The organism is Aureimonas psammosilenae, assembly GCF_009176975.1.
Lineage (GTDB): Bacteria > Pseudomonadota > Alphaproteobacteria > Rhizobiales > Rhizobiaceae > Plantimonas > Plantimonas psammosilenae.
The window spans coordinates 104162-122570 of sequence record NZ_WEZG01000013.1; the positions used below are offsets into that span (position 1 = coordinate 104162).

General features: G+C 61.6%; 32 protein-coding genes and 1 tRNA gene. 10 read left to right on the top strand and 23 right to left on the bottom strand.

Features of this window, described 5'->3' with window-relative positions; genetic code table 11:
* Positions 1-103: 103 nt before the first annotated feature.
* From F9929_RS24130 to F9929_RS19510, 5 genes are all read left to right on the top strand, one after another.
* Positions 104-262, top strand: a complete 159-nt coding sequence (locus F9929_RS24130; RefSeq protein ID WP_193227838.1) for a hypothetical protein — start codon at positions 104-106, stop codon at positions 260-262.
* Complete coding sequence (locus F9929_RS19495) at positions 259-438, top strand: DUF3606 domain-containing protein (RefSeq protein WP_152048227.1); 180 nt, start codon at positions 259-261, stop codon at positions 436-438. The genes F9929_RS24130 and F9929_RS19495 overlap by 4 nt, the downstream gene beginning before the upstream one ends.
* 71 nt (positions 439-509) lie before the next feature.
* A complete protein-coding gene (locus F9929_RS19500; RefSeq protein ID WP_152048228.1) occupies positions 510-806 on the top strand; it encodes a hypothetical protein in 297 nt (98 codons plus the stop codon).
* A 438-nt stretch (positions 807-1244) separates the two neighbouring features.
* Positions 1245-1463, top strand: a complete 219-nt coding sequence (locus F9929_RS19505) for a hypothetical protein (RefSeq protein WP_152048229.1) — start codon at positions 1245-1247, stop codon at positions 1461-1463.
* 418 nt (positions 1464-1881) lie between these two features.
* Positions 1882-2142 (top strand): hypothetical protein, encoded by a 261-nt coding sequence (locus F9929_RS19510; protein ID WP_235919443.1) that lies wholly within the window; start codon positions 1882-1884, stop codon positions 2140-2142.
* Positions 2143-2756: 614 nt separating this feature from the next.
* On the opposite strand, the gene F9929_RS19515 is transcribed toward F9929_RS19510, so the two are convergent.
* From F9929_RS19515 to F9929_RS19555, 9 genes are all read right to left on the bottom strand, one after another.
* Entirely contained in the window at positions 2757-3104 is a 348-nt protein-coding gene (locus F9929_RS19515; RefSeq protein WP_152048230.1) for a hypothetical protein, read from the bottom strand.
* Positions 3101-3919: a hypothetical protein gene (locus tag F9929_RS19520; protein WP_152048231.1), complete on the bottom strand. Its 819-nt coding sequence runs from the start codon at positions 3917-3919 to the stop codon at positions 3101-3103. The genes F9929_RS19515 and F9929_RS19520 overlap by 4 nt, the downstream gene beginning before the upstream one ends.
* Before the next feature lie 91 nt (positions 3920-4010).
* Positions 4011-4511 (bottom strand): hypothetical protein, encoded by a 501-nt coding sequence (locus F9929_RS19525; protein WP_152048232.1) that lies wholly within the window; start codon positions 4509-4511, stop codon positions 4011-4013.
* A 26-nt stretch (positions 4512-4537) separates the two neighbouring features.
* Entirely contained in the window at positions 4538-5350 is an 813-nt protein-coding gene (locus tag F9929_RS19530; protein WP_152048233.1) for a hypothetical protein, read from the bottom strand.
* A complete protein-coding gene (locus F9929_RS19535) occupies positions 5320-6123 on the bottom strand; it encodes a hypothetical protein (protein ID WP_152048234.1) in 804 nt (267 codons plus the stop codon). The genes F9929_RS19530 and F9929_RS19535 overlap by 31 nt, the downstream gene beginning before the upstream one ends.
* Positions 6124-6200: 77 nt before the next feature.
* Positions 6201-6431, bottom strand: coding sequence for a hypothetical protein (locus F9929_RS19540; protein WP_152048235.1), 231 nt, complete (start codon positions 6429-6431; stop codon positions 6201-6203).
* The gene (locus tag F9929_RS19545; protein ID WP_152048236.1) at positions 6428-7531 is read right to left on the bottom strand and encodes a hypothetical protein; all 1104 of its coding nucleotides are present in this window, start codon (positions 7529-7531) and stop codon (positions 6428-6430) included. Before F9929_RS19545 ends, F9929_RS19540 begins: the two co-directional genes overlap by 4 nt.
* A 182-nt stretch (positions 7532-7713) precedes the next feature.
* The gene (locus tag F9929_RS19550) at positions 7714-7986 is read right to left on the bottom strand and encodes a hypothetical protein (protein WP_152048237.1); all 273 of its coding nucleotides are present in this window, start codon (positions 7984-7986) and stop codon (positions 7714-7716) included.
* Positions 7986-8207: a hypothetical protein gene (locus F9929_RS19555; RefSeq protein WP_152048238.1), complete on the bottom strand. Its 222-nt coding sequence runs from the start codon at positions 8205-8207 to the stop codon at positions 7986-7988. The genes F9929_RS19550 and F9929_RS19555 overlap by 1 nt, the downstream gene beginning before the upstream one ends.
* A gap of 213 nt (positions 8208-8420) precedes the next feature.
* On the opposite strand from F9929_RS19555, the gene F9929_RS19560 reads away from it, so the two are divergent.
* Positions 8421-10073 (top strand): putative bifunctional diguanylate cyclase/phosphodiesterase, encoded by a 1653-nt coding sequence (locus F9929_RS19560; protein WP_268915677.1) that lies wholly within the window; start codon positions 8421-8423, stop codon positions 10071-10073.
* 6 nt (positions 10074-10079) lie between these two features.
* On the opposite strand, the gene F9929_RS19565 is transcribed toward F9929_RS19560, so the two are convergent.
* Complete coding sequence (locus tag F9929_RS19565) at positions 10080-10364, bottom strand: hypothetical protein (RefSeq protein WP_152048240.1); 285 nt, start codon at positions 10362-10364, stop codon at positions 10080-10082.
* Positions 10365-10453: 89 nt separating this feature from the next.
* On the opposite strand from F9929_RS19565, the gene F9929_RS19570 reads away from it, so the two are divergent.
* Positions 10454-10720: a hypothetical protein gene (locus F9929_RS19570; RefSeq protein WP_152048241.1), complete on the top strand. Its 267-nt coding sequence runs from the start codon at positions 10454-10456 to the stop codon at positions 10718-10720.
* A 38-nt stretch (positions 10721-10758) separates the two neighbouring features.
* On the opposite strand, the gene F9929_RS19575 is transcribed toward F9929_RS19570, so the two are convergent.
* From F9929_RS19575 to F9929_RS19605, 7 genes are all read right to left on the bottom strand, one after another.
* Positions 10759-11286, bottom strand: coding sequence for a hypothetical protein (locus tag F9929_RS19575; RefSeq protein WP_152048242.1), 528 nt, complete (start codon positions 11284-11286; stop codon positions 10759-10761).
* Positions 11283-12185, bottom strand: coding sequence for a hypothetical protein (locus tag F9929_RS19580; RefSeq protein ID WP_152048243.1), 903 nt, complete (start codon positions 12183-12185; stop codon positions 11283-11285). The genes F9929_RS19575 and F9929_RS19580 overlap by 4 nt, the downstream gene beginning before the upstream one ends.
* Complete coding sequence (locus F9929_RS19585) at positions 12155-12409, bottom strand: hypothetical protein (protein ID WP_235919444.1); 255 nt, start codon at positions 12407-12409, stop codon at positions 12155-12157. The genes F9929_RS19580 and F9929_RS19585 overlap by 31 nt, the downstream gene beginning before the upstream one ends.
* Positions 12410-12521: 112 nt before the next feature.
* Positions 12522-12716, bottom strand: a complete 195-nt coding sequence (locus F9929_RS19590) for a hypothetical protein (RefSeq protein WP_152048244.1) — start codon at positions 12714-12716, stop codon at positions 12522-12524.
* Entirely contained in the window at positions 12713-12892 is a 180-nt protein-coding gene (locus tag F9929_RS19595) for a hypothetical protein (RefSeq protein WP_152048245.1), read from the bottom strand. The genes F9929_RS19590 and F9929_RS19595 overlap by 4 nt, the downstream gene beginning before the upstream one ends.
* Positions 12889-13305 carry a hypothetical protein gene (locus F9929_RS19600; RefSeq protein ID WP_152048246.1) on the bottom strand — a complete coding sequence of 139 codons (417 nt, stop codon included), beginning with the start codon at positions 13303-13305 and terminating at the stop codon, positions 12889-12891. Before F9929_RS19600 ends, F9929_RS19595 begins: the two co-directional genes overlap by 4 nt.
* Positions 13305-13511: a MerR family transcriptional regulator gene (locus tag F9929_RS19605; protein ID WP_152048247.1), complete on the bottom strand. Its 207-nt coding sequence runs from the start codon at positions 13509-13511 to the stop codon at positions 13305-13307. Before F9929_RS19605 ends, F9929_RS19600 begins: the two co-directional genes overlap by 1 nt.
* A 100-nt stretch (positions 13512-13611) precedes the next feature.
* On the opposite strand from F9929_RS19605, the gene F9929_RS19610 reads away from it, so the two are divergent.
* The 3 genes from F9929_RS19610 (at position 13612) to F9929_RS19620 (ending at position 15457) form a co-directional block, all read left to right on the top strand.
* On the top strand, positions 13612-14139 hold the full coding sequence (locus F9929_RS19610; RefSeq protein ID WP_152048248.1) for a hypothetical protein: 528 nt from the start codon (positions 13612-13614) through the stop codon (positions 14137-14139).
* Complete coding sequence (locus tag F9929_RS19615) at positions 14136-15287, top strand: site-specific integrase (protein ID WP_152048249.1); 1152 nt, start codon at positions 14136-14138, stop codon at positions 15285-15287. The genes F9929_RS19610 and F9929_RS19615 overlap by 4 nt, the downstream gene beginning before the upstream one ends.
* A gap of 80 nt (positions 15288-15367) precedes the next feature.
* Positions 15368-15457: transfer RNA gene (locus tag F9929_RS19620), tRNA-Ser, on the top strand.
* Positions 15458-15567: 110 nt separating this feature from the next.
* On the opposite strand, the gene F9929_RS24325 is transcribed toward F9929_RS19620, so the two are convergent.
* Genes F9929_RS24325 through F9929_RS19645 form a run of 6 tightly spaced genes read right to left on the bottom strand, consistent with a single transcriptional unit; the run spans position 15568 to position 18406 of the window.
* Complete coding sequence (locus F9929_RS24325) at positions 15568-15855, bottom strand: hypothetical protein (protein ID WP_210251361.1); 288 nt, start codon at positions 15853-15855, stop codon at positions 15568-15570.
* Positions 15852-16268 carry a hypothetical protein gene (locus tag F9929_RS19625; protein WP_152048250.1) on the bottom strand — a complete coding sequence of 139 codons (417 nt, stop codon included), beginning with the start codon at positions 16266-16268 and terminating at the stop codon, positions 15852-15854. Before F9929_RS19625 ends, F9929_RS24325 begins: the two co-directional genes overlap by 4 nt.
* On the bottom strand, positions 16265-16450 hold the full coding sequence (locus F9929_RS19630; RefSeq protein ID WP_152048251.1) for a hypothetical protein: 186 nt from the start codon (positions 16448-16450) through the stop codon (positions 16265-16267). Before F9929_RS19630 ends, F9929_RS19625 begins: the two co-directional genes overlap by 4 nt.
* Positions 16447-16761: a hypothetical protein gene (locus F9929_RS19635; protein WP_152048252.1), complete on the bottom strand. Its 315-nt coding sequence runs from the start codon at positions 16759-16761 to the stop codon at positions 16447-16449. Before F9929_RS19635 ends, F9929_RS19630 begins: the two co-directional genes overlap by 4 nt.
* Complete coding sequence (locus F9929_RS19640; protein WP_152048253.1) at positions 16761-17888, bottom strand: hypothetical protein; 1128 nt, start codon at positions 17886-17888, stop codon at positions 16761-16763. Before F9929_RS19640 ends, F9929_RS19635 begins: the two co-directional genes overlap by 1 nt.
* On the bottom strand, positions 17885-18406 hold the full coding sequence (locus F9929_RS19645) for a hypothetical protein (RefSeq protein WP_152048254.1): 522 nt from the start codon (positions 18404-18406) through the stop codon (positions 17885-17887). Before F9929_RS19645 ends, F9929_RS19640 begins: the two co-directional genes overlap by 4 nt.
* Positions 18407-18409 lie beyond the last annotated feature (3 nt).

Sequence of the window (18409 nt, forward strand, 5' to 3'; positions counted from 1 at the left end):
GGAACGGAGCGGCAGAGCATCCAGCTGAACGGTCGCGCTGTGGAAGCGTCCCTGTCTTATCCATCAATCATCTCCATATGTCGGCGACCGAAGCACCTGAGCGATGCAGATGAAAAAGCCGAACTTCGATTTCGAACGTCGCGAGCGGGATAAGGCGAAAGCGGTGAAGAAGGCCGATAAGCAGGCTGAGAAAGCCGCAGCGAAGGCGGCGAAGGATCAGCCCGACACCGAGGGCAATGCACCGGAAAAGGAACCATCATGACAAGCAGCAAATCCGCCAGCAAGGACTCGAAGAAAGCCGTTGCCGAGGAAACCTATGAGCCGGAAGCGTTTGCGAAAAAGTTCGGAATGCCCATCGGCGAGGCGAAGACCATCATCAAGCGCTACGGACCTTCCCGTCGGAAAATCGACGCTCATATGACTGCTCGCAACGCCTAGAAATACGACAGCGCCGCTGGTGACCAAACGAAGGCGCGGCGTAGGTTATCCAACGACGAGAGGATTTCGGAATGAGCTTGAGGGCGCAGGATTTCCTGGACAACCTGATCGAAGAGTTCGCGGCCACCGGCCAGAGCCCGTCCGCAGATTTGGCATCCATCGCAATCGAGGAAGCTGCCGACGAAGGCATGAGCGAGGACGAACTGTTTGAGACCGTGGGGGGCGATCTGAATGCTTACCTTGCAGGTAAGCTGCTGGGGTTACGGACAGAGGAGGAAGAGGACGCCGTAGATCCTGGCGCTGAATCCGAAGCGGAGTCGCCTTCCTCGGGCCTCAGTGGTCTTCAGCAAGTGATGCGCACGACGTAACGCTTGGTCGTTCGCTGAATCGAGATCACTGATGGATGGTGCAGTCTGGGTAGCGCCAACCTGATCCAGCACACCTATGACAGCAGTGCGCCATACCTTATGCTCGTTGGGCTGATGCCGCGAACTGCTCACCATGCGAGCGGAATGTCCGTTGCGTCGCGACCGCGGACCCAAGATCCTCCAGATTGAGCAACAGTTTTGGAAATCCCGGCGTCTCACACAGTCCTCGGGCCGGTCGCTGTATTCGCTCACCAAATCATCGAAATAAACTCCCGCTCATCTCCTGACCGAACAAACATCAGTAGGGAGACCGCCAAGTTTCGTTTGCTATTCAGCTTCATAGTCCCATCTCTGTGGTGAGGTCGTTGAAGAAATATGGGTTTTCGATCTGGTCGTGACCCGTGCCTCTGGTGCTTCCGCCCTCCGGAGCTCAGTCTCATGTTCGGAAATAGAGGTGGCGAGAGCGACGAAACCGTCGCGCGCAAACGTGGTTACATGTTGGAAGCTCAGCAGCGCTGGCCGTTCCTGACCCGCTACGATCTGACGACCATTCACAATGAACAGCAGCTCACGACGATGGTGAGAGATCGAGCAGGCCTTCTCAGGTCACAGGCCGACGTCGTCGTGCGCGAGTGGATGAACGGCAAGACGTTCTGACCAGCTCGTCTAATTCTGAAGCTCTATCCAGTTCTTCCATCAATGAGGTGCCCTATGTTCGATCCTCGCCTTGTCCCCACCCGCGCCCCGCATTTGCATCTCGTCTCCGAGCCATTCCCCTGCCTTCAAAGTCCCGAAATGCGGAGCATCGTGGTTACAATGAATGAGAGGCGGCTTCGGCGGAGCCGTATGGACCTTGAAGACCAAGCGAATGCGGTTCGGTTGTCGACCATGTTGGATCGGGTCGCACCATGAAGGCGTTGCTCGCGCAGTTCTATCTGGATCGTGCGCTGGAGTGTCGGGAAGCAGCGGTACGCTCCCCCCTCGCGAACGTCCGAAAGAAGCACACCAAGGCGGAAGCTAGCTGGCGGACAATGGCTGATCTGGAATTCGTTCGTCAGAAAAGCGCAGAGCCAAAATGATCCCACCGTTCTCGTCTGCTTCCAACCTGATGCTCCTCGCCGTCGAATCTCAGCAAGCCGCTCAGTTGCGGCTGTATCATCTGGGATTGGGAGGAAGCGCTGCAATCGACGAGTCTGTTCTGATGGTACGCGAGAAGCTCGACGCGTTCGGAGCAGCGGCTGGCGTCATGATGTCGGGCGGCTCGTTCGACGACATGATTGATGGCTATCGCGCGATCGTTCAAGCAAATGTCCGGCGCCTGAGCCGCGAAAGCTGACCGCAGCGGCACTCATCCTATCGGCGTTCGCTGGGGTCCATTGTCTGATGCCTGGATGAGTCGACGCAGAATTTCCTGAAGCTCAAGGAAGCAATCCAATGTCGATCAATGAAGATCGCGTCGAGCGAGCCGAACGTCGTCTGCGCGAAGCGGAGTCAAATGTCACTCGGCAGGAAGAGAAGTTGGCGACGGACGAAACGCGGGGTAACCCGACCGCTGTACGAAATGGCCGCCACGTTCTGCAGTCCTTCAAGGACGCGGTAGTGGCACTGCGGTTGCGCGTACGAGAAACGCGTCGGCGTCGAGCCTAATTGAGTGAGTCTAAGGCGGCGTGACGTTCTTGTAGGTAGATGATGTATGACAATGCTGCAAACCGTCTACCGATCACCGAACGGCGACGATTGGACTTTGGAAAACGAAGGAAGTGGCGAGACTGTTGTCGTTCACCGCGCCAATATACCGTCGGGTGGAGCCGTCACGCATATAGCAATCTTTGATTTGCTTGAACGCAATTCTGGCAGTCCGGAAGCCGAGGCTGTACGGCGTGCTCTCGCGCAAGCCGGCACAAACTGATCAAGCCTGCATGATCTATGTCAGGGAATCGTGATCGTACATCACCCAGTCTTTGCTTTTCGGGTATAGAGCTTGCGAAGCTTTGGCTCCGGTCGCGGTGGGCCGCGCAAGGCCGCCACCTTCTCCGGGTTCACGACGGTGCCGATGTGCGGGGTGAGGTTCGGGCGCAGAAGCCAGCCCATGCCGTACCAAACCTCGTCGATTTGCTGAGCAGTGAGCTTCGAGAACGAGCGCAGGGGGACGCCCGCATGCCATGCGATCTCTGCCCGTGTCCGGCGCTCACTATCCCCTCGATAGATGCGCTGGTACTGCTCCATCGGGATCGGGCGGACGACGATCCAGCCGAGGTCGAGGCCGATGGGTTCGCCTTCGCCATACTCGCCGGTCATTGGCTGCCGTGTTCGTCGGCGTGTTCCACGGCCATCAGCGCGCCAATCGGCACCATCTTCCCGTCAGCCAGGTCGCGGACGACGTCAGTGATCTCCTTGCGCAGGATCTCCTCGGCCTTGGCGGCGGTGGCGATCGCGACATAGGGCGCGGCTTTTACGTGAAGGGCGAGCGTCTTCGTCCTGACGGCTGAGAAGCGCTTAGTCATGCTGGCCGAGATTTCAGCGATATCCAGCACGACGCCCTTTTTGCGGTCCTGCTGCACGTGGATCTTGAGCGTCTGATAGGTCGCCTTCATCGCGGCCAGCGCCGTGGCGTCCATATCGTCGAAGGACTGGCGCGAGCGCTTCGGGGCGGACTTGGGTGGAGCCTTCGGTGGAGTCTTCGACAGGTCGGACAGCGCTTGATACGCCGCTTCCTGGATGATGGCGCTGGCTTCAGCGACGGGCTTGCCGGCGACCCTCGCCGCGATCTCGCTGGGAATGCGGAACAGGCGCCGGGCGGTGATGACGCAGCTTTCCGTCATGATGCGCTTGGCATCGTTCGGCAGCACGACGCCGCCGCGCATCGTCTCCACCTCGTCATGGAGAAGGGCGCACTGCGCTGCGAGCTTGCGCCGGCGGGCCTCGGTGAGATCGGAAGGGACTCGCTCGCCACTCGTTGCCGATTTCGCCAGCAGCGCGTCCGCCTTATCAGCGTCGATCGAGCCGTCCAGGAAGATCGCGCCATTCAGCCGGCCCTCGTCTCTCGCCTTCCTGACCGCCCTCTCGGTGCAGTCCTGCCGCTTGGCATAGGCGCGGTTCGAGAGGCCCTGCATGCGTACCTGCGTACCCAAATTCAGACTCCGTAGCTGGTGAGGTCATGCGGTGCCGAATTACCCATACCTATTCGAACCCCCAGGGGCCCCGTCACCCGGCAATGGGTTGAGGGTCGGGCACGCCCGCTGACGGTTGGGCGAGGATGTAGGCTCTAGCCGCCTCGGGCACCTTCATCGCTTCGAAGGCTGCTGTGATGGCCGGATAGGTCGGATCGACGCCACCTTCCAGCGTCAACACCTTCAGCATTTCGGCGGGGTTCTGCGCGAGGTACGCGGCGAAGTCGTCCCACATGCCGAGCTTCTCGATCCGTTGCCGCAGCATGGCGACCGGAACGAATGCAGGTTCGTCAGATGGTGCATATGGGATCGGTTCGAAGGTGTTCACCCAAGCGGGGCGTCCATCCCGATCCTCGAGTGTGGTGGAGGCGATGAGCATGCCTTCCGGAGGGGGTGCGCCGGGCGCGATCTCGAAGACGCCAAAGACTTCGCGTTCCTTACCGCTCCAAAGCATCACTGTGCTGTAGGAGGCGACAACGTCGTTGTGACTGACTGCATCGTCCTCATTCAGGGCAGTCCACGAGCCCTTCTTCATACGAGCGTATGCCATGGAATCAGCTCTCATTTTGAGGCAGAAGAAACGTTGGAAGCGGGAAAGGCTCGGCCCTTGCCCCACAAAATACGGACCGCGCCGCCAGCGGACGTGATGCCTTTGTCGTTGCCGTAGAATTCGCCCGGAGCGGCGGAGCCGCCGTAGAGCCCCCCGCTTTTCGCGTTGGTGCCGTAACTGTCTCCGCCGCCACTTCCACCCTTGGCGGCATCCAGAAAGGCAGAACTCGCGGTAGAACGCGAGCCGCTGCCGCTAACCCCTATGCCGAAGATACCAACACCGCCGCCGCCGGTGATGTATCCTGATCCAGAACCTGAACCGCCGCCGCCGCCACCACTGCCACTTTGTGCGTCGCCGCCAAAGCTGTTGCCACCATTGCCGCCAGGTCCGTTGTAGCCACCGGCCCCACCGCCGCCGCTGGATGTACTCGCACTTCCTCCACCATCACCGCCGCTATCGCCGACGAAGCCGCCGCCTTGACGATTACCGCGTGCAATCGCAGCCAGGAGACTGCGCGAAGAGAAGAAGCTGTCGGCATCGGCGAGCGAATGAACGCTATCGCCGGCGAGAAGGCCAAAACCAACCTGCAAATCGTACTCGACACCTGGAACAACCGGGATGTCGTTCTTCCAGCCGAGACCGCCGCCTCCGCCGAAGCAAGCCCCACCAACTACAACGCCACAGATGGAATATACGCCGGACGGGCACCGCCACTTGTGGGTGCCGGGTACCGTGAAGACGGCATGGCCCGGATCGGCGATCTTGCTGCCAATGAGACCTGCAAATGGGATCATCAGCGGATGTCCCTTTCGATCATCGACCATTCCACGACGAGCACCCCGCCGCGGTTACGACAGATGCCGGCCATTCGATCGACGGCGAACGCCGTAGTCGAGAGCGTCGGTACGGTCCCGCCAGGGAACTTGTGATAGGTCGAAGCGAACGAGAGGGTGCGCGAGCCGGTGCCGTCCTGAGTGAAGTAGAAGACGATCGGCAGACCGTCCTTCATGTTCGCGGGCTGGCCGAGCGTGGCGTTCAGACCCATCGTGTAGATGCGGTTGAAGCCCGCCGAGAGATCGGGGGCGATAGTTGAGGTAGCAGCAGCCGTCACGAACGCCATGGCGTCGGCCATTGTCTTCGGCGTTGTGAACTTCGCGTCGCTTGTGAGCGCCTGAAGTTCGGCACCGGAGGCCTTCGTCGCGTCGATCGCGGACTTCACAAAGGCCGTGGTGGCGATCGAAGTGTCATTGTCGGCCGTCGCTGGCGTCGGCGCTTTCGGATCGCCGGTGAAGACGGGCGAGGCCTTCGTCGCATAGTTCGCCGGATCGAACACCGCGGCACGATCGGCTGCGGATTTGGCAGAGGTTGCGCTGTCGCTGGCCGACTGTGCGCTATCGCTAGCATCACTCGCTGCCTCGGCGAGTTCGTCACCCACCTCACCGACATAGGTGCCGATATCGACGACGGCTTGCAGGTCCGGCACGAAATTCTCACGGTGTCCGCCGTTGGAAAGTCCGCCGGGATTGGACGTCGCGTTGAAGCCTCTATTGTTGGCTGCGGCGATCCGGTCGTACGCGGCTTGCGGCTTGGTTGCCATCTACAGCGTCTCCTCGTTGGGCGTCGTGAAGGCGGAGCGCTGGCGCCGGATGCGATGACGGTTCTCGGGTTTGATACTCACGCTGCCTCGTCTCCATGAGGTCCTGAGCGGCGCTTGGATGCGAAAGCGAGGACAGGGGCGGCAGCTTGTGCCGTCTCCATCTCGGTGAAGAGGTTGGCTTGCACCTCGTCCATCGTCAGCCGGGCCGCCGCGTACTTGGCGACCAGACCCTCGGCGAGCTTGGGGCATGTCTTCCGGGCGGTGGCGACCGCAGCCTGGATCTCAGCCTCGCTGGCGATCGTCGTCATGCTGCGCTCCTTTCAGAAGCGACAGAGATCACACCGAGATAGCGATAGGTGATCGAAGACGGCGAACGGGGTGACTGCACTACGCGAGCCCCGGTCTGTCTGGCATCGTCGAGCGAGGTGACCTTGGCGTGAGCCTTCTCGGACTCATCGGCCAGCATTCCCTCAGCTTCTGGACTATCGGCCCGTACCGCGGCGCCGAGCTCGATGATCATCTCGGCTGTGGCGCTGGGAAGCGTTTGCACCTCCAACCGGTGCGCCACGCTCTTGTGGCCGCCTTCGACGAGGTGGAACGAGAAGTCCTCGACTGCCAGGATCTCGATCGTCGTCGGCTGAGCCAGGCGAACCGGAACAAGAGCAACGCGGTCGTTCAGGTCGGGGTCGGTCTTGCCGGCGATCACCGCATCGGCGCGATTGCGCAGGCGATCGGATACGAGCTGCCGAGCCATGGTCTTAGCATCGAGCACCTTGCCGGCATCAGCGGAGTTCGAGAAGTGATAGCCGGGTTCCCGATTGTCGGGACGAGACAGGCGCCGCAGTTCCGAGTAGGCGAACGGGTAATCCGATCTGGCGGCGAACAAGCCTGGACAGGCGGCAGCGAGACCCTCAGCGAGGATGGCGCGGGCAAGCATGACGCTGTCCGTTTCCCGCCCTTCGATGCTGACGACCCGAAGTGTTTGCGGGATCTCGGCCACGAGGGCGTCAAAGGCGGCCGCGGTTGCCGCAAGGGCGATCTCCAACTTGTCCGTGGCGACATCGACCGAGCCGGCGATCGCGATCAACGTCTGGGACGCGGCGCCCCGCACGTTTCGGTCCTTAGCGTTGGCAAGGCGCTGACGAGCGTCGTCGGTCTGTTCGGCAAGGTCGTGCAGGGTGCCGTCGAGCACTTCGATTTCGTCCTCGAGGTCACGCACCCCGGCGGTCAGCTTCGACAGGTCCGCGGTCGGGTCGTTGGACAGCGCCGCCTTCCGCGCCTCGCGGGCCGCGTCGTACTGGTCAGCCGCCTTCGTGCGGCGCTCGTTCAGGGTCACGCGCCGGGTTTCGAGGTTGGCAAGCTCCGCCTCGATGGCGGCGATCGGATCGGGTGCGGTCTTCGTCGCCATGCTTCAGCGCCTTTCGAAGGAATGGGTGGGGACCATGGCAAAGGAGCCGACCATGGTCCCCGGACCCGCTTTGCGGTGACGGACGCGCAGCGGATGGGAATGGGGGTGGGAGCCGTAGCAAGACGGGGCGGACGCCACGGCTCCCTGAACCATCGGGTATGTCCAACCGATGGTGTTCGTGTTCATTGCAGGTTCGCTCCGACCGGCAGCGCGGCGATCAGCACTCCGGCATAAGCGCGGTATCGACCACCGGCGGCCACGGCTTCTGCTCGTTGTTGGTGTTGAACCATGATCGCAGCGGCGCCGCTTGCTTCGAGATCGGCGTCGGTGGCGGGCCGGATGTTGCGACCAAGGCCGGTCATGCATCGCCGGAAGCTGTCGGTATTGGAGACGCCAGCATAGACAGCCGCTGAACCGTCGGCATGGGTCACGACGAAGTGCGAGCCGGTGATCATCAGGCGGCTTCCTTCAGGTCGGACTGATCACCGACGCGGAACACGCCGGGGAAGCTCGCACCGGACCGGGCAAGCTTCTCGGCTGCGGCCTGGATGACGAACTCGTTCGGAGTGACGCCGGCGCGGTTCGCGGCGTCGAAGAGCGAGGCGCGGAAGGCAGACGTGACGCGGGCGCCCTTCAGGAAGAGCTGCGTCGGCTGGGATGATCGGCGATCGGCCATCGAAGGGTCTTCCTCATCGGTCGACGATCATTCGATCAGATCACAGCGCCTCAGAGGACTGGACACGTCCGGACATGTGCGGTTCGACCGGTGCGATTGCTGCGCCAGCCAAGCAACCTCCATACCGCTATAAATCTGTTGGTCACCGGCCAAGCGCATGTTCGCGGACGTCGTAGGAGAGCTTCCGTGATTCCCCCTCAGACTTCCGATCGAATGTACCGTCTCTTGGTGCAGGGAGTGACGGACTATGCGATCTACCTGCTTGATGCAGACGGAAACGTCATGAATTGGAATGCCGGTGCAAAGCAGGCGAAGGGCTACGAGGCTCAAGAGATAGTCGGTCGCAACTTCGATCTATTTTACACGGAAATAGAACGGACGCGCGGCATACCGAAACAGAACCTGCGCATGGCGCGCGACAGCGGCCACTTCACTGACGAGGGTTGGCGGCTGCGTAAGGACGGCACGCAGTTCTGGGCCAATATCGTGATCGATGCGATCTACGACGAGGATGGCGTCTTCGTCGGCTTCGCCAAGATTACCCGAGACATGACGGCGCAGCGGGAACTGGAGCATCGCCTAGCTCACGACGCTGGCCACGACGGTTTAACCGGCCTCTCCAACCGAACGACCTTCTTCGAGAAGCTAGACGACGAGTTGCCGCAGATCGTCTATGGGGCCCGGATGGCTATACACTACGTTGACCTTGATCGGTTCAAACCGGTGAACGATTCGTTCGGACATCAAATCGGTGATGAAGTGCTTCGGGTTGTAGCAAAGAGGTTGAGGTCAGTTGCCGGCCCAAAGAGCATGGTCGCTCGGCTCGGCGGTGACGAGTTCGCGGTCCTTCAGTTCGGATCGCCGAGCGTGGAAAACGCTTCTGCGTTAGCGAAGAGCATCGTCGCGACGTTGTCTGAACCGATCCCCGTACGCAACGCCGTAATCAATATTGGCGCGAGCGTTGGGGTTGCGCATGTGCCGACGCATGGCGACGACGCTGCGACGCTGGTTCGGAACGCCGATCTTGCACTCTATCGGGCGAAAGAGGACGGGCGCGGCTGCTTTCATATCTACGACGAGTCGATGAACGCACAAGCGCTATCGCGTGGAGTCATGGAGTTGAAGCTGCGCCAAGCGCTTTCGGCTTGCGACTTCGAGCTGCATTACCAGCCGATTGTCGATGCCCGTTCGCTGCAAACAGTTGGCTACGAGACGCTCCTACGCTGGCGGGACCAAACCGGACAACAGATCTCCCCTGCTGAGTTCGTTCCACTCGCAGAAGAGCTCGGCTTGATGCCACTCCTGGGAAAATGGGTGCTGCGTACGGCCTGCCGCGAGGCAGCGCTATGGGATAATCGCCTGATGGTTGCTGTGAACGTATCAGCAACGCAGTTGCGAGACCGCGCTTTCCTTGATGTCGTAATCCAGGCGCTCGCTGATAGTCGGCTCCCGCCGGAACGGCTCGAACTTGAGATCACAGAAACGGCCGTACTCGCCGATCCAGATCTCGCCGGCAGCATTCTGCAGCGCCTGCGCGACATTGGTGTTTCAATCGCACTGGACGACTTCGGCACCGGCTTCTCGTCGCTTGCCATGGTGAAGCAGTTGCCGCTCACCCGCGTCAAGATTGACCGCAGCTTCGTCAGCGAGATCGATGCGTCCTGTCAGTCGCGGAGTGTCATTCGGGCTGTTGTAGCTCTATGCGAAGGATACGGTTTGACAACCACAGCCGAGGGTGTCGAAACCGAAGAACAGTTGGCGGTGCTACAGGATCATGGCTGTCGCGATCTGCAAGGCTTTCTGTTCGGCAAGGCGGAGCCTGCATCACACTGGCGGTCGCTTGGATCGAGAGAGTTGGTCGCCTGAGGACATCTAGCAGAGGATTCCAAGCTGTTCGGCATATCGAGCAACTCGAGGTGAGGTGAACTCTCCCCGGCGAAGATCCTCGATCGCTGCGTCGTCGCCGTACCTCTTCGCCTCCAGCGCAACGGCACTGATCTCCCACGGCGCCGAGGCTTCAGCCCGCCGGCCAATACCATCCTGCCGACACCAGCGCCGGATCGTTTTTTCCGATCGGCCCGTGCGGAAACAGGCCTCCTTGAGCGAAATGACCTCGGCGTCGCGCATCAGGACGGGAAGGACAGCCGGCTGCTTCATGCCGCAATCCTCGCTCTCGCTTTCACCCCCGTGTCGCTACATAGAGTCGACGTCGGCTTCTCGGCGTGTGACCGGAAGGCGATCTCGCCATGATGACCGACGATGCGAAGACGCAGATCTCTGACGCGATCGAAGAGCTGTTCGCGAACCTCAGCATCGAAGACGTTGCGGAGATTTTGACGATTCAGCTTGCCGCACTGATCGCTCAGGGGAGTTCGAGCAAAGAGGACGCGCAGGACTTTCTTGACGACATCCGACAGGACGTTGCGAGCTACCTCGACGATATGGACTACGAGGCCATGGCTGCCGGCGACGAGGAGGAGGATGCTCCGCCTGTAACGCCGTCGCACCACTGACGTTGGTTCGCCCTGCTTCGACCTAGGAGAGACGACAGTCATGCCGCCTCCCTCGGCTGACGAGGATCGATTACGCCGCTGTCGTCCAGGATCCGTCGCCACCAGTCCGCCTGCCGAAAGGTCATGCGGAAGCTATCGCCCCCGTATCGGGCCTGCCGCATGATCGACTCGATGAAGGACTCCTCATTCGCGGTCAGGCCACCAGCCTCAAGGACCGACAGGCCGTCGCGGGTGATATCGCGCGACGTGATGGTGTAATCATTGTTCGGATCGCGCTCCGGCTCTGATGGCGGGGGCGTCGCCTTCGGTGCCTTCGCCTTCCGAGGCTTGCGCTTCTTCGGCTCCGCCTTGGGAACGTCTCGGTAGACCACGCGATCGCGGTAGACGATTCGCTCGGTCGGCTGTGCCTCAAGCTTGGCAGCGATGTCGTGAACCGTTGCTCCCTCCTTCGCGAGCACGCGCACCACCGCACGCGCGGTCGCGATCACTTCACCGTCCTTGTCGCTTGTCAGCATCGGTAGCAGCTTCGCCACCTTCGCGATCGTGATGGCATTGAGCGTCGTCATCGCCGACCTCCCTCGCGCGCGGACGCTGCTGCTTCCTTCGGATCGTAGGGGCTCCCGCCCCCACACCCCTGGCCGGGGCTATGGCCCCGAACCCCGGTACGTTCCGCTTCGCGGCCCGCAGGGCGTCCCATCTCCTCGTCGGACCCGAAGAGGAAGTCGCACAGGGCTTCGCCAGTCAGGCTTTGGAGAGCAGGATTGATCTTCGGATCGCGAGGCGTCCCCGACTTGGAACGGGAGGTATGGGCAATGTCGAGAAGCCTGACCCGGCACTCAGCCTCTGCAAGGTCGCGAGCCTCGTGGCGTCCCAGGTCGAGCCTGATTCCCTCATAAAGAAGCGAAGCTCTCCACATGCCGCTGGCCTTCTCCAGCCAGACTTTCGCTCTCGCTTCCTTGCACGCTTCAACCTCCGCAGCGTTGAGGTTTTCCGCGCCCGCGCGTTCTATATATAGGCCGTCCACTTCGCTGAACTTTGGTGCGATTTCCCCTTCCGGCAGTAGGTTCCGAGAACCGTCTTCGGTGCTATAGGCACCATCGTTCCGGTTAATACGGTTGGTGCTACCGGAACGGCGAGCGGCGACGACCTCCTCTCTGGAGATTGTAAAATCACGCTCCAGCGTCAGGACGATCTCGTCCGCGATACGGCCACCCTTCTTGCCGCCGCGAGACTGTCGGCTGACCATTTGAAAGTGCTCCAAGACCTTAAGACCGGATCGCACGGCGCGCTCGGTGAGGAAGGTCAGGCTTGCGATCTCCGCCTGAGTGATGGAAGCTGAGTTGGCTTTGGAAGCTGTCGCCAATGCGCGGAGGATCGCTGACAGCGTAGGGTCGGCGACCTCCTGCCGACCGAACCACTTCAGGGCCGCGGCGCTCAATGCGCCCTCGCCAAGATCAGACTGCATTGCGCCAGGGCCTCGCAGGCCTCCTTCGCCGTCAGGCCGAACTTCTCCTTAAGGTGCGGGATGATCGGCCGGGGATGGCGAAGGCGGGGAAGGCTCGCGAGATAGCGGGCCGCCTCCAGGACGTTCGGGTTATCGCCGTGGTCACAGCCCGTCGTGCCTCCGATAGGCACCTCCGCCGTGGCAGAGCCGGGTTCAGCGCTCACGTCGATGGCGACGATCTTCATATCCAGTCCTCCCGCAGTTCGGGGCTGATGGTCTCGGCGATCCACCGACCGAGCTTCATGATGGCGACCGAAACCGCGAGGCGGGGAATGACGGTGGCTTTGGCGAGGCGTTTCATCGACCCCTCTCCAGCTCGCGATCGTCATCCTCTTCGCGATCGTCGGTCGTGCCGTGCGCCATGGACTTCGACCAGCCGAGCCAGGGTTCTGCCGATCCGTCGTCTTCGAGGTCGCAGTCACCGTCGATCACGTCGAGAAGCCCGATGAGCCGTTCGATCTCGGTGGCGATCACTTCGCGGGCGGGGCTCACTGGCTGGCCTCCTCCCCTTCAATCCGCTTAATCGCGGCGTCGATATGCTGGAGGTCAGATAGCGAGCACAGTTCGAGGTAGGCCCGCAGTGCCGCCATCTGTTCTTCGTTCTTGCCCTCGCGATTAGCTGCCTGAGCCAAGCGCAACTGCTTCAGCTTTTCAGCGCGCCGGGTCATAGTTCGAGATCCAGCGGACGGCGGTCATCGTTGAAGCGGCGGCAGAACCCCACGCAGAAGGTGTCGAAGGCTCGGCCCGACAGCAGAAAATCGGGCTCCTCATCCGGTCCCTCAGCAAGACCAATGAAGCCGCCGTCCAGCCGTTCGGCATGGAAGACGATCGTCGGCCATTCGATCGAGAGGGCAAAGGCGTAATAGCCAGCCTTCCGGAACTTGTCGGCCCGCTGGCGGTCGCCAGTCAGTCGGTATGATCTAACCCTTGCGACCTCAGCCGCAGCGGTGGTATCCGTTCCTTCGTTCATATCTTTCGTGCCCCGATGGGTTGAACCATGGCTCGGAGAGGTTGCCGCCTCTGCCGGGCCTTTTGCTTTCTGGAATTCTCCAGCAGTTGCTGGGACTTTGCGGGTGCCCATCAGGCCGCCTCGCCCACCCGAGCCTTAAGCCCGAGCTTCTCCGCCAGCGCCACGACCGGCACGACCATGCGCCGTCCGAGCTTGATGGTGGGGATGTCGCCGCGCTTGGCGGCCTCGTAAGCGCCCTGTCTCTTCAGCCCAAAGAACAGTGCTCCAGCATCGGGCACCGAAATCGTCGGTCGCGATAGCGCTTCATCAACCGTCATGTTAGCGTCCGTTTTGTGAGTTACGTGCTTACCTTATCAGGTCTTCACCGTTTGGCAACGGTTTTGTCAGCACGTTTGTCACGAAACGAAGGGGGCAAGAATGGCGCGACCAAAGCTTGGGGATACTGAAACCCAACGATTGCAGCTCAAAATCACCGAGGAAGAGATCTCTGCAATTGATGATTGGCGGTTTTCTAACCGTGTGCCTTCGCGCTCTGAAGCGGTCCGCCGATTAGTTCAGATTGGCGCCCGAGCACACAAGCAGTTGGAGGGCATCGAGACGGCGACGAAGAAGGCACAGCGCCAAGCCTCCTCTTTTGCAGTCCGATGGCATGAACTAAGCGCAGCCAGCAGCGATACTACTGACCGCTTGAAATTTGCCAATGAAGTATTGCTACTTGCGGCAAACGAGTTTTTGAAAGCGAGTAGCGAGATAAGTGAGGCGTATATTGCAGTTCTTGACCTTCAACTAGAACTATCTCAATTTACAAATCGCGACGATGTCACATCAGCGATTTCCAGTGCTGAAGCAATCCGCAATGATGCAATCGAGTATTCTAAGAAAGCGGCGGAGCAAGCTCAGAGCATTATTTCCGAGCGGAATGTGAAGAAAGAAAGCGAGCAATGAAGGGCCATATCCGCGAGCGCTCCCCGGGCAAATGGGCGATCATTCTCGACGTGCCGGACCCGGAGACGGGCAAGCGCCGCCGCAAATGGCATTCCTTCGCCGGCACGAAGCGGCAGGCCCAGGAGGAATGCGCGCGGCTCGTCACGGCTCTGAAGAGCGGTGGTTACATCGAACCGACCAAAACGACGCTGGCGCAGTTCCTGGAGACTTGGCTGGAGCACGAGAAGTCCAGCGTGTCGCCGAAGACGCTCGAACGCTATGGCGAGTTGGCCCGGAAGAACATCGGCCCCCTCCTCGGCAGCGTGGCCCTGTCGAAGCTGAAGACGCAGGCGATCGATGCGGCATGGACGAAAGCGCTGAAGTCCGGCCGGCGGGACGGCAAGGGCGGGCTGGCACCGCGCACGGTCCATCACATGCGCCGCGTTCTCATCAAGGCGTTAAACCAGGCCGTCACCTGGGAAATCTTGCCGAAGAACCCTGCCGCAGCCTCGAAGCCGCCGAAGGTGGAGCGCAAGGCGATGTCGGCCTACGAGGCGGACACGACAGCCGATCTCTTGGACCACGTGCGCGAGTCCCGCATCTTCGTGCCGGTCCTCCTCGCGGTCCTTTGCGGCCTTCGCCGCGGGGAGATCGTTGCGCTGCGCTGGAAGAACGTCGACCTGAAGAACAAGCGTCTGGCGGTCGTGGAGACGGCGGAGCAGATCAAAGGCGAGGTCCGAGCCAAGGAGACGAAAAGCGGCCTGTCGCGCGTCGTAGACCTCTCCACGACGGTTGTGGACGAGCTGCGCCGGCATCGCGCCGCGCAAGCCGAGGAGCAGCTTCGACTCGGCATCCGACCGGACGAGAAGTCGTTCGTCGTCGCGCAGATTGACGGCCGGCCGATCCAGCCCCGATCCCTCACTCACGAATGGATCAGGATCATCGGTAAGACGCCGCTGGAGCGCATTCGCTTCCACGATCTGCGCCACAGCCATGCGACGCAGATGCTCGCGGCCGGAGTTCATCCGAAGGTCGCGCAGGAGCGGCTTGGCCATTCGACGATCGCCATCACGCTCGACACCTACAGCCATGTGATGCCAGGCATGGGCGCGAATGCAGCGGAACAGGTTGACGCGGCGATCCGTCGAGCGGTAAAGCCGAAGGTGTAAGACCGTTCGGTAGCAGAATGGTAGCAACCGCCCTCTTCCGGGCTGAAGCGAACCGAAATTCTCTAGCGATTACAAGGCACGGATGGGTGGCCGAGCGGTTGAAGGCACCGGTCTTGAAAACCGGCGGGCGGGAGACCGTCTCGTGGGTTCGAATCCCACCCCATCCGCCACCTATGGCTGTTACATCGCTGTAGATGCTGTCTTTTTCTGCAAGCGGCGACGTTCTGCGTACAAATCAGAGTACAAACAATCGGACGGTTGGATTGGATGTGTCCGGCACTCATCGCCGGAACCCCGCCAGCACTTCCGACACCCTGCCCCCGCTGACGCCAACGTATGCGCCTATGCGCTCCATGGACCACGATGGATGCGCGAGCGCCGTATCGCGGATGCGGTCCTCTATCGCGGGCGTCATGGGCATAGACCGGGCGGGAGCACGACGAACAGCCGGCCGGCGCTTGGTTTCGTCTGCGAGGCTGCGCAGCTTGCCGGCTTCGGCCGTCATGCCCTTCGCCTCGATGTCGGATGCTAAGACGTGCAAAGCGCTGCGAATCTCGGGGAGCCTCATAGCTGCGGCTCCTGTTCGTTGTCCTCGTCCTCGTCCCATGCGCCGCCCGCCATGCGGCTCGGCAAGGTTTGGTCGTGGGTTTCAGTCCAGCCAAGGATAGGCTCGCGATCCTCGTCTAGTTCGCGCCCGTCGCCCGCATCGTCCTCGCGGTCGTCAGCGGTGCCGTGCGCTTGCGTCGAAGACCAACCAAGCTCCGGCTCAAGGTCGGGATCATCGTCCAGCGCGTCGATGAGGTTCAAGAGCCGGTCTATCTCGTCAGCGAGCGCGTGACGGATCGATGCGCGGATGCGTGGATCGGTGAAAGATGCAGTGGCAAAGTTTGCCGTTGCATTGCACTCTTCGCCAAGTTGGTGACGAGTAGGTTTCAAACGGCAAAGTTTGCCACTTGCTCCGAAGCGGATATGCACGCTCATGGCTCGCGCCTCCGCTTCTCCAGCGGCTTCGCTCCGACTTCCGGCACAAGCCAGTGAGCGAAGGTGTCGAGCCAGCGCGCAAAGGCATCCAGCGTGTCGGCGATCATGCCAACCAGTATCGCCACGAGCAGCGCGGTCACGCCAAGGATGCCGCGCAGGATGAGGGGAACGGCGGGGATCATGCGCGCCCTCCCTGGTACGCGCCGCCGGCCGCATGAAGGGCAAGGCGACGGTCAAAGACCATAGCGGCCACCTTCTCAAGGTAAGCCTGTTCCTCCTCCGGCAGGCCGTGCCAGTCGTCCAGCAGATCAGGCAGACCATCGGCAAAGGTCGCGTCGAAAACGGGACGGATGGACGGCGGCAGGACCGCGCCGAAGATCAGCACCGCGAGGTCGGCAAGGTCCCGGCCATAGTCGGCAGAGGCCTTAACGGAGGCGAGGACGCGGGCGCGGTCGGCAGGCGTCACCATGTCGGCAATCGGGGTCGGGATCATTATGCGCCCTCCCCCTCTAGGAAGGCGAGCGCCGCTTTCACTAGCTCCTCGTCCGTCGTGTCTCCGATGCAATCGCTGGCGATCACTTGGCGCAATGCTTCAGCCGCGCCCCGAGCGGAATGGATGGCAACTGCCCCGGAGGCGAGTTCATCGCGCAACGCAACTCCCGGTTCCGGTTCTTCGCTATCGATTTCATCCGGGCTGTCAGGGCGCTTGTTGAACGCTTCCACGTCTGCGCGGTAGCGCACTATCCGTTCAAGGAAGGGGTCAGTAGGACGCGGCAGGGATGCAGCCGGCTGGGGTGCCCCTTCGAGGAAGGCGAGCGCAACGTCTCGAAGCTTGTCGCTCACGGCGTGGGTCGTGTCTTCCTCAAGCGCACAGCGTAGCGCAGCGGCGGCTCCTGCCAGCGTGGTCGGGCTCGGGAGGTTGATCGTGCCATCCGCCACACCCTCCTCAAACGCGCCCCATGTCGCATCGCGCATGGCGTTCGCTTCTTCGTCCGTCTTGCCGGTCGGGGTGTTGAAGATGGCGAGTTGCGAGCGATAGCACTGGACAATCGCCAACAGCGGATCGGGCTGGAAGCCGACACCTTGCCGCCCCCGGAAGAACGGCAGGACCGTGCGCTCTAGGAAGCCGTCGCGCAGCCAGTCGTTACCCTTGGCGTCTTCATCGGCCATAAGCTGCAAGGCGGCTTCGACACCGGCCATTGTCGTGGCGGCCGGCGGATCGTCTCTTAGCCTCTCGAAGCTGGGATGCGGCTTCCTGCACGCGATGTTGAACTCATCGTCGGTCATCCGATCTATCGTCGCTTCATAGGCGCGAAGTTCGGCGATCAGATCAAAGAGCGGATCTGCCGGGGTGACGAACGATTTGAGGAACGAGCGCGCTAGATCGGTTTTGGCGAAGTAGTCCTCCACTTGGCCCACCTCGTCCAGAAGGTAGGAAGCCTTGTGCATGGCATCTGTCGTGGTGGTGACCGGCGCGGCCAAGAGCGAGACCAACGCGGCGCGCTCGCTTGCGCCAGCACGGTCGGTGGCCGAGGTATCGGCGGGCTTTGCATTGATGATCGCGGTATAGGCGACGTAGCTGGCGCGGTGAGCCTGAATGGCGGAAAGAACGGCGCTCACGACAGCGCCTCCTCAGCGACGCGCTGGGACCAATGGTCGGCGATGTAGAGGATGGAGAAGAACTCGTCGCCGTTCCGCTCGGCAATCTCGTAGATTTTCTCGCCTTTGTCGTTCGTGGCGCGGCGCATGTTGTCGAGCATGAACCAATGCAGGTTCGCGACGACCTTCGACAGGTTGGCGAACGCGCCATCCATGTCGGGCTTGTCCTTCATAGCGGCAGGCGTCGCGGTATCGATAGCCGCGCTGCCGGCCTCGGGTGCCGCGTCAGAAGCCGCATCGTGCAGCGCCCTATGGAAGGAAGCGAGGCGCGAGCCGATGCCGAGCAATTCGCCCGACAGGTGGGCGAGCGAGTTGCGCAGGTCCGCCTTCATGTCGCCGGTGCCCGTCAGGCCGTTGTTCAGGATGAGCGCGAGGTCTTTGACCTTCAGAAGGTCCTCCTCGGCATCAAAGATGAGATCGCGAGCGGTCTGAGCAGTAGGCAAGCCTTCGGCGGCGGCCTGAAGTTTCGGCTTCGGCATGGG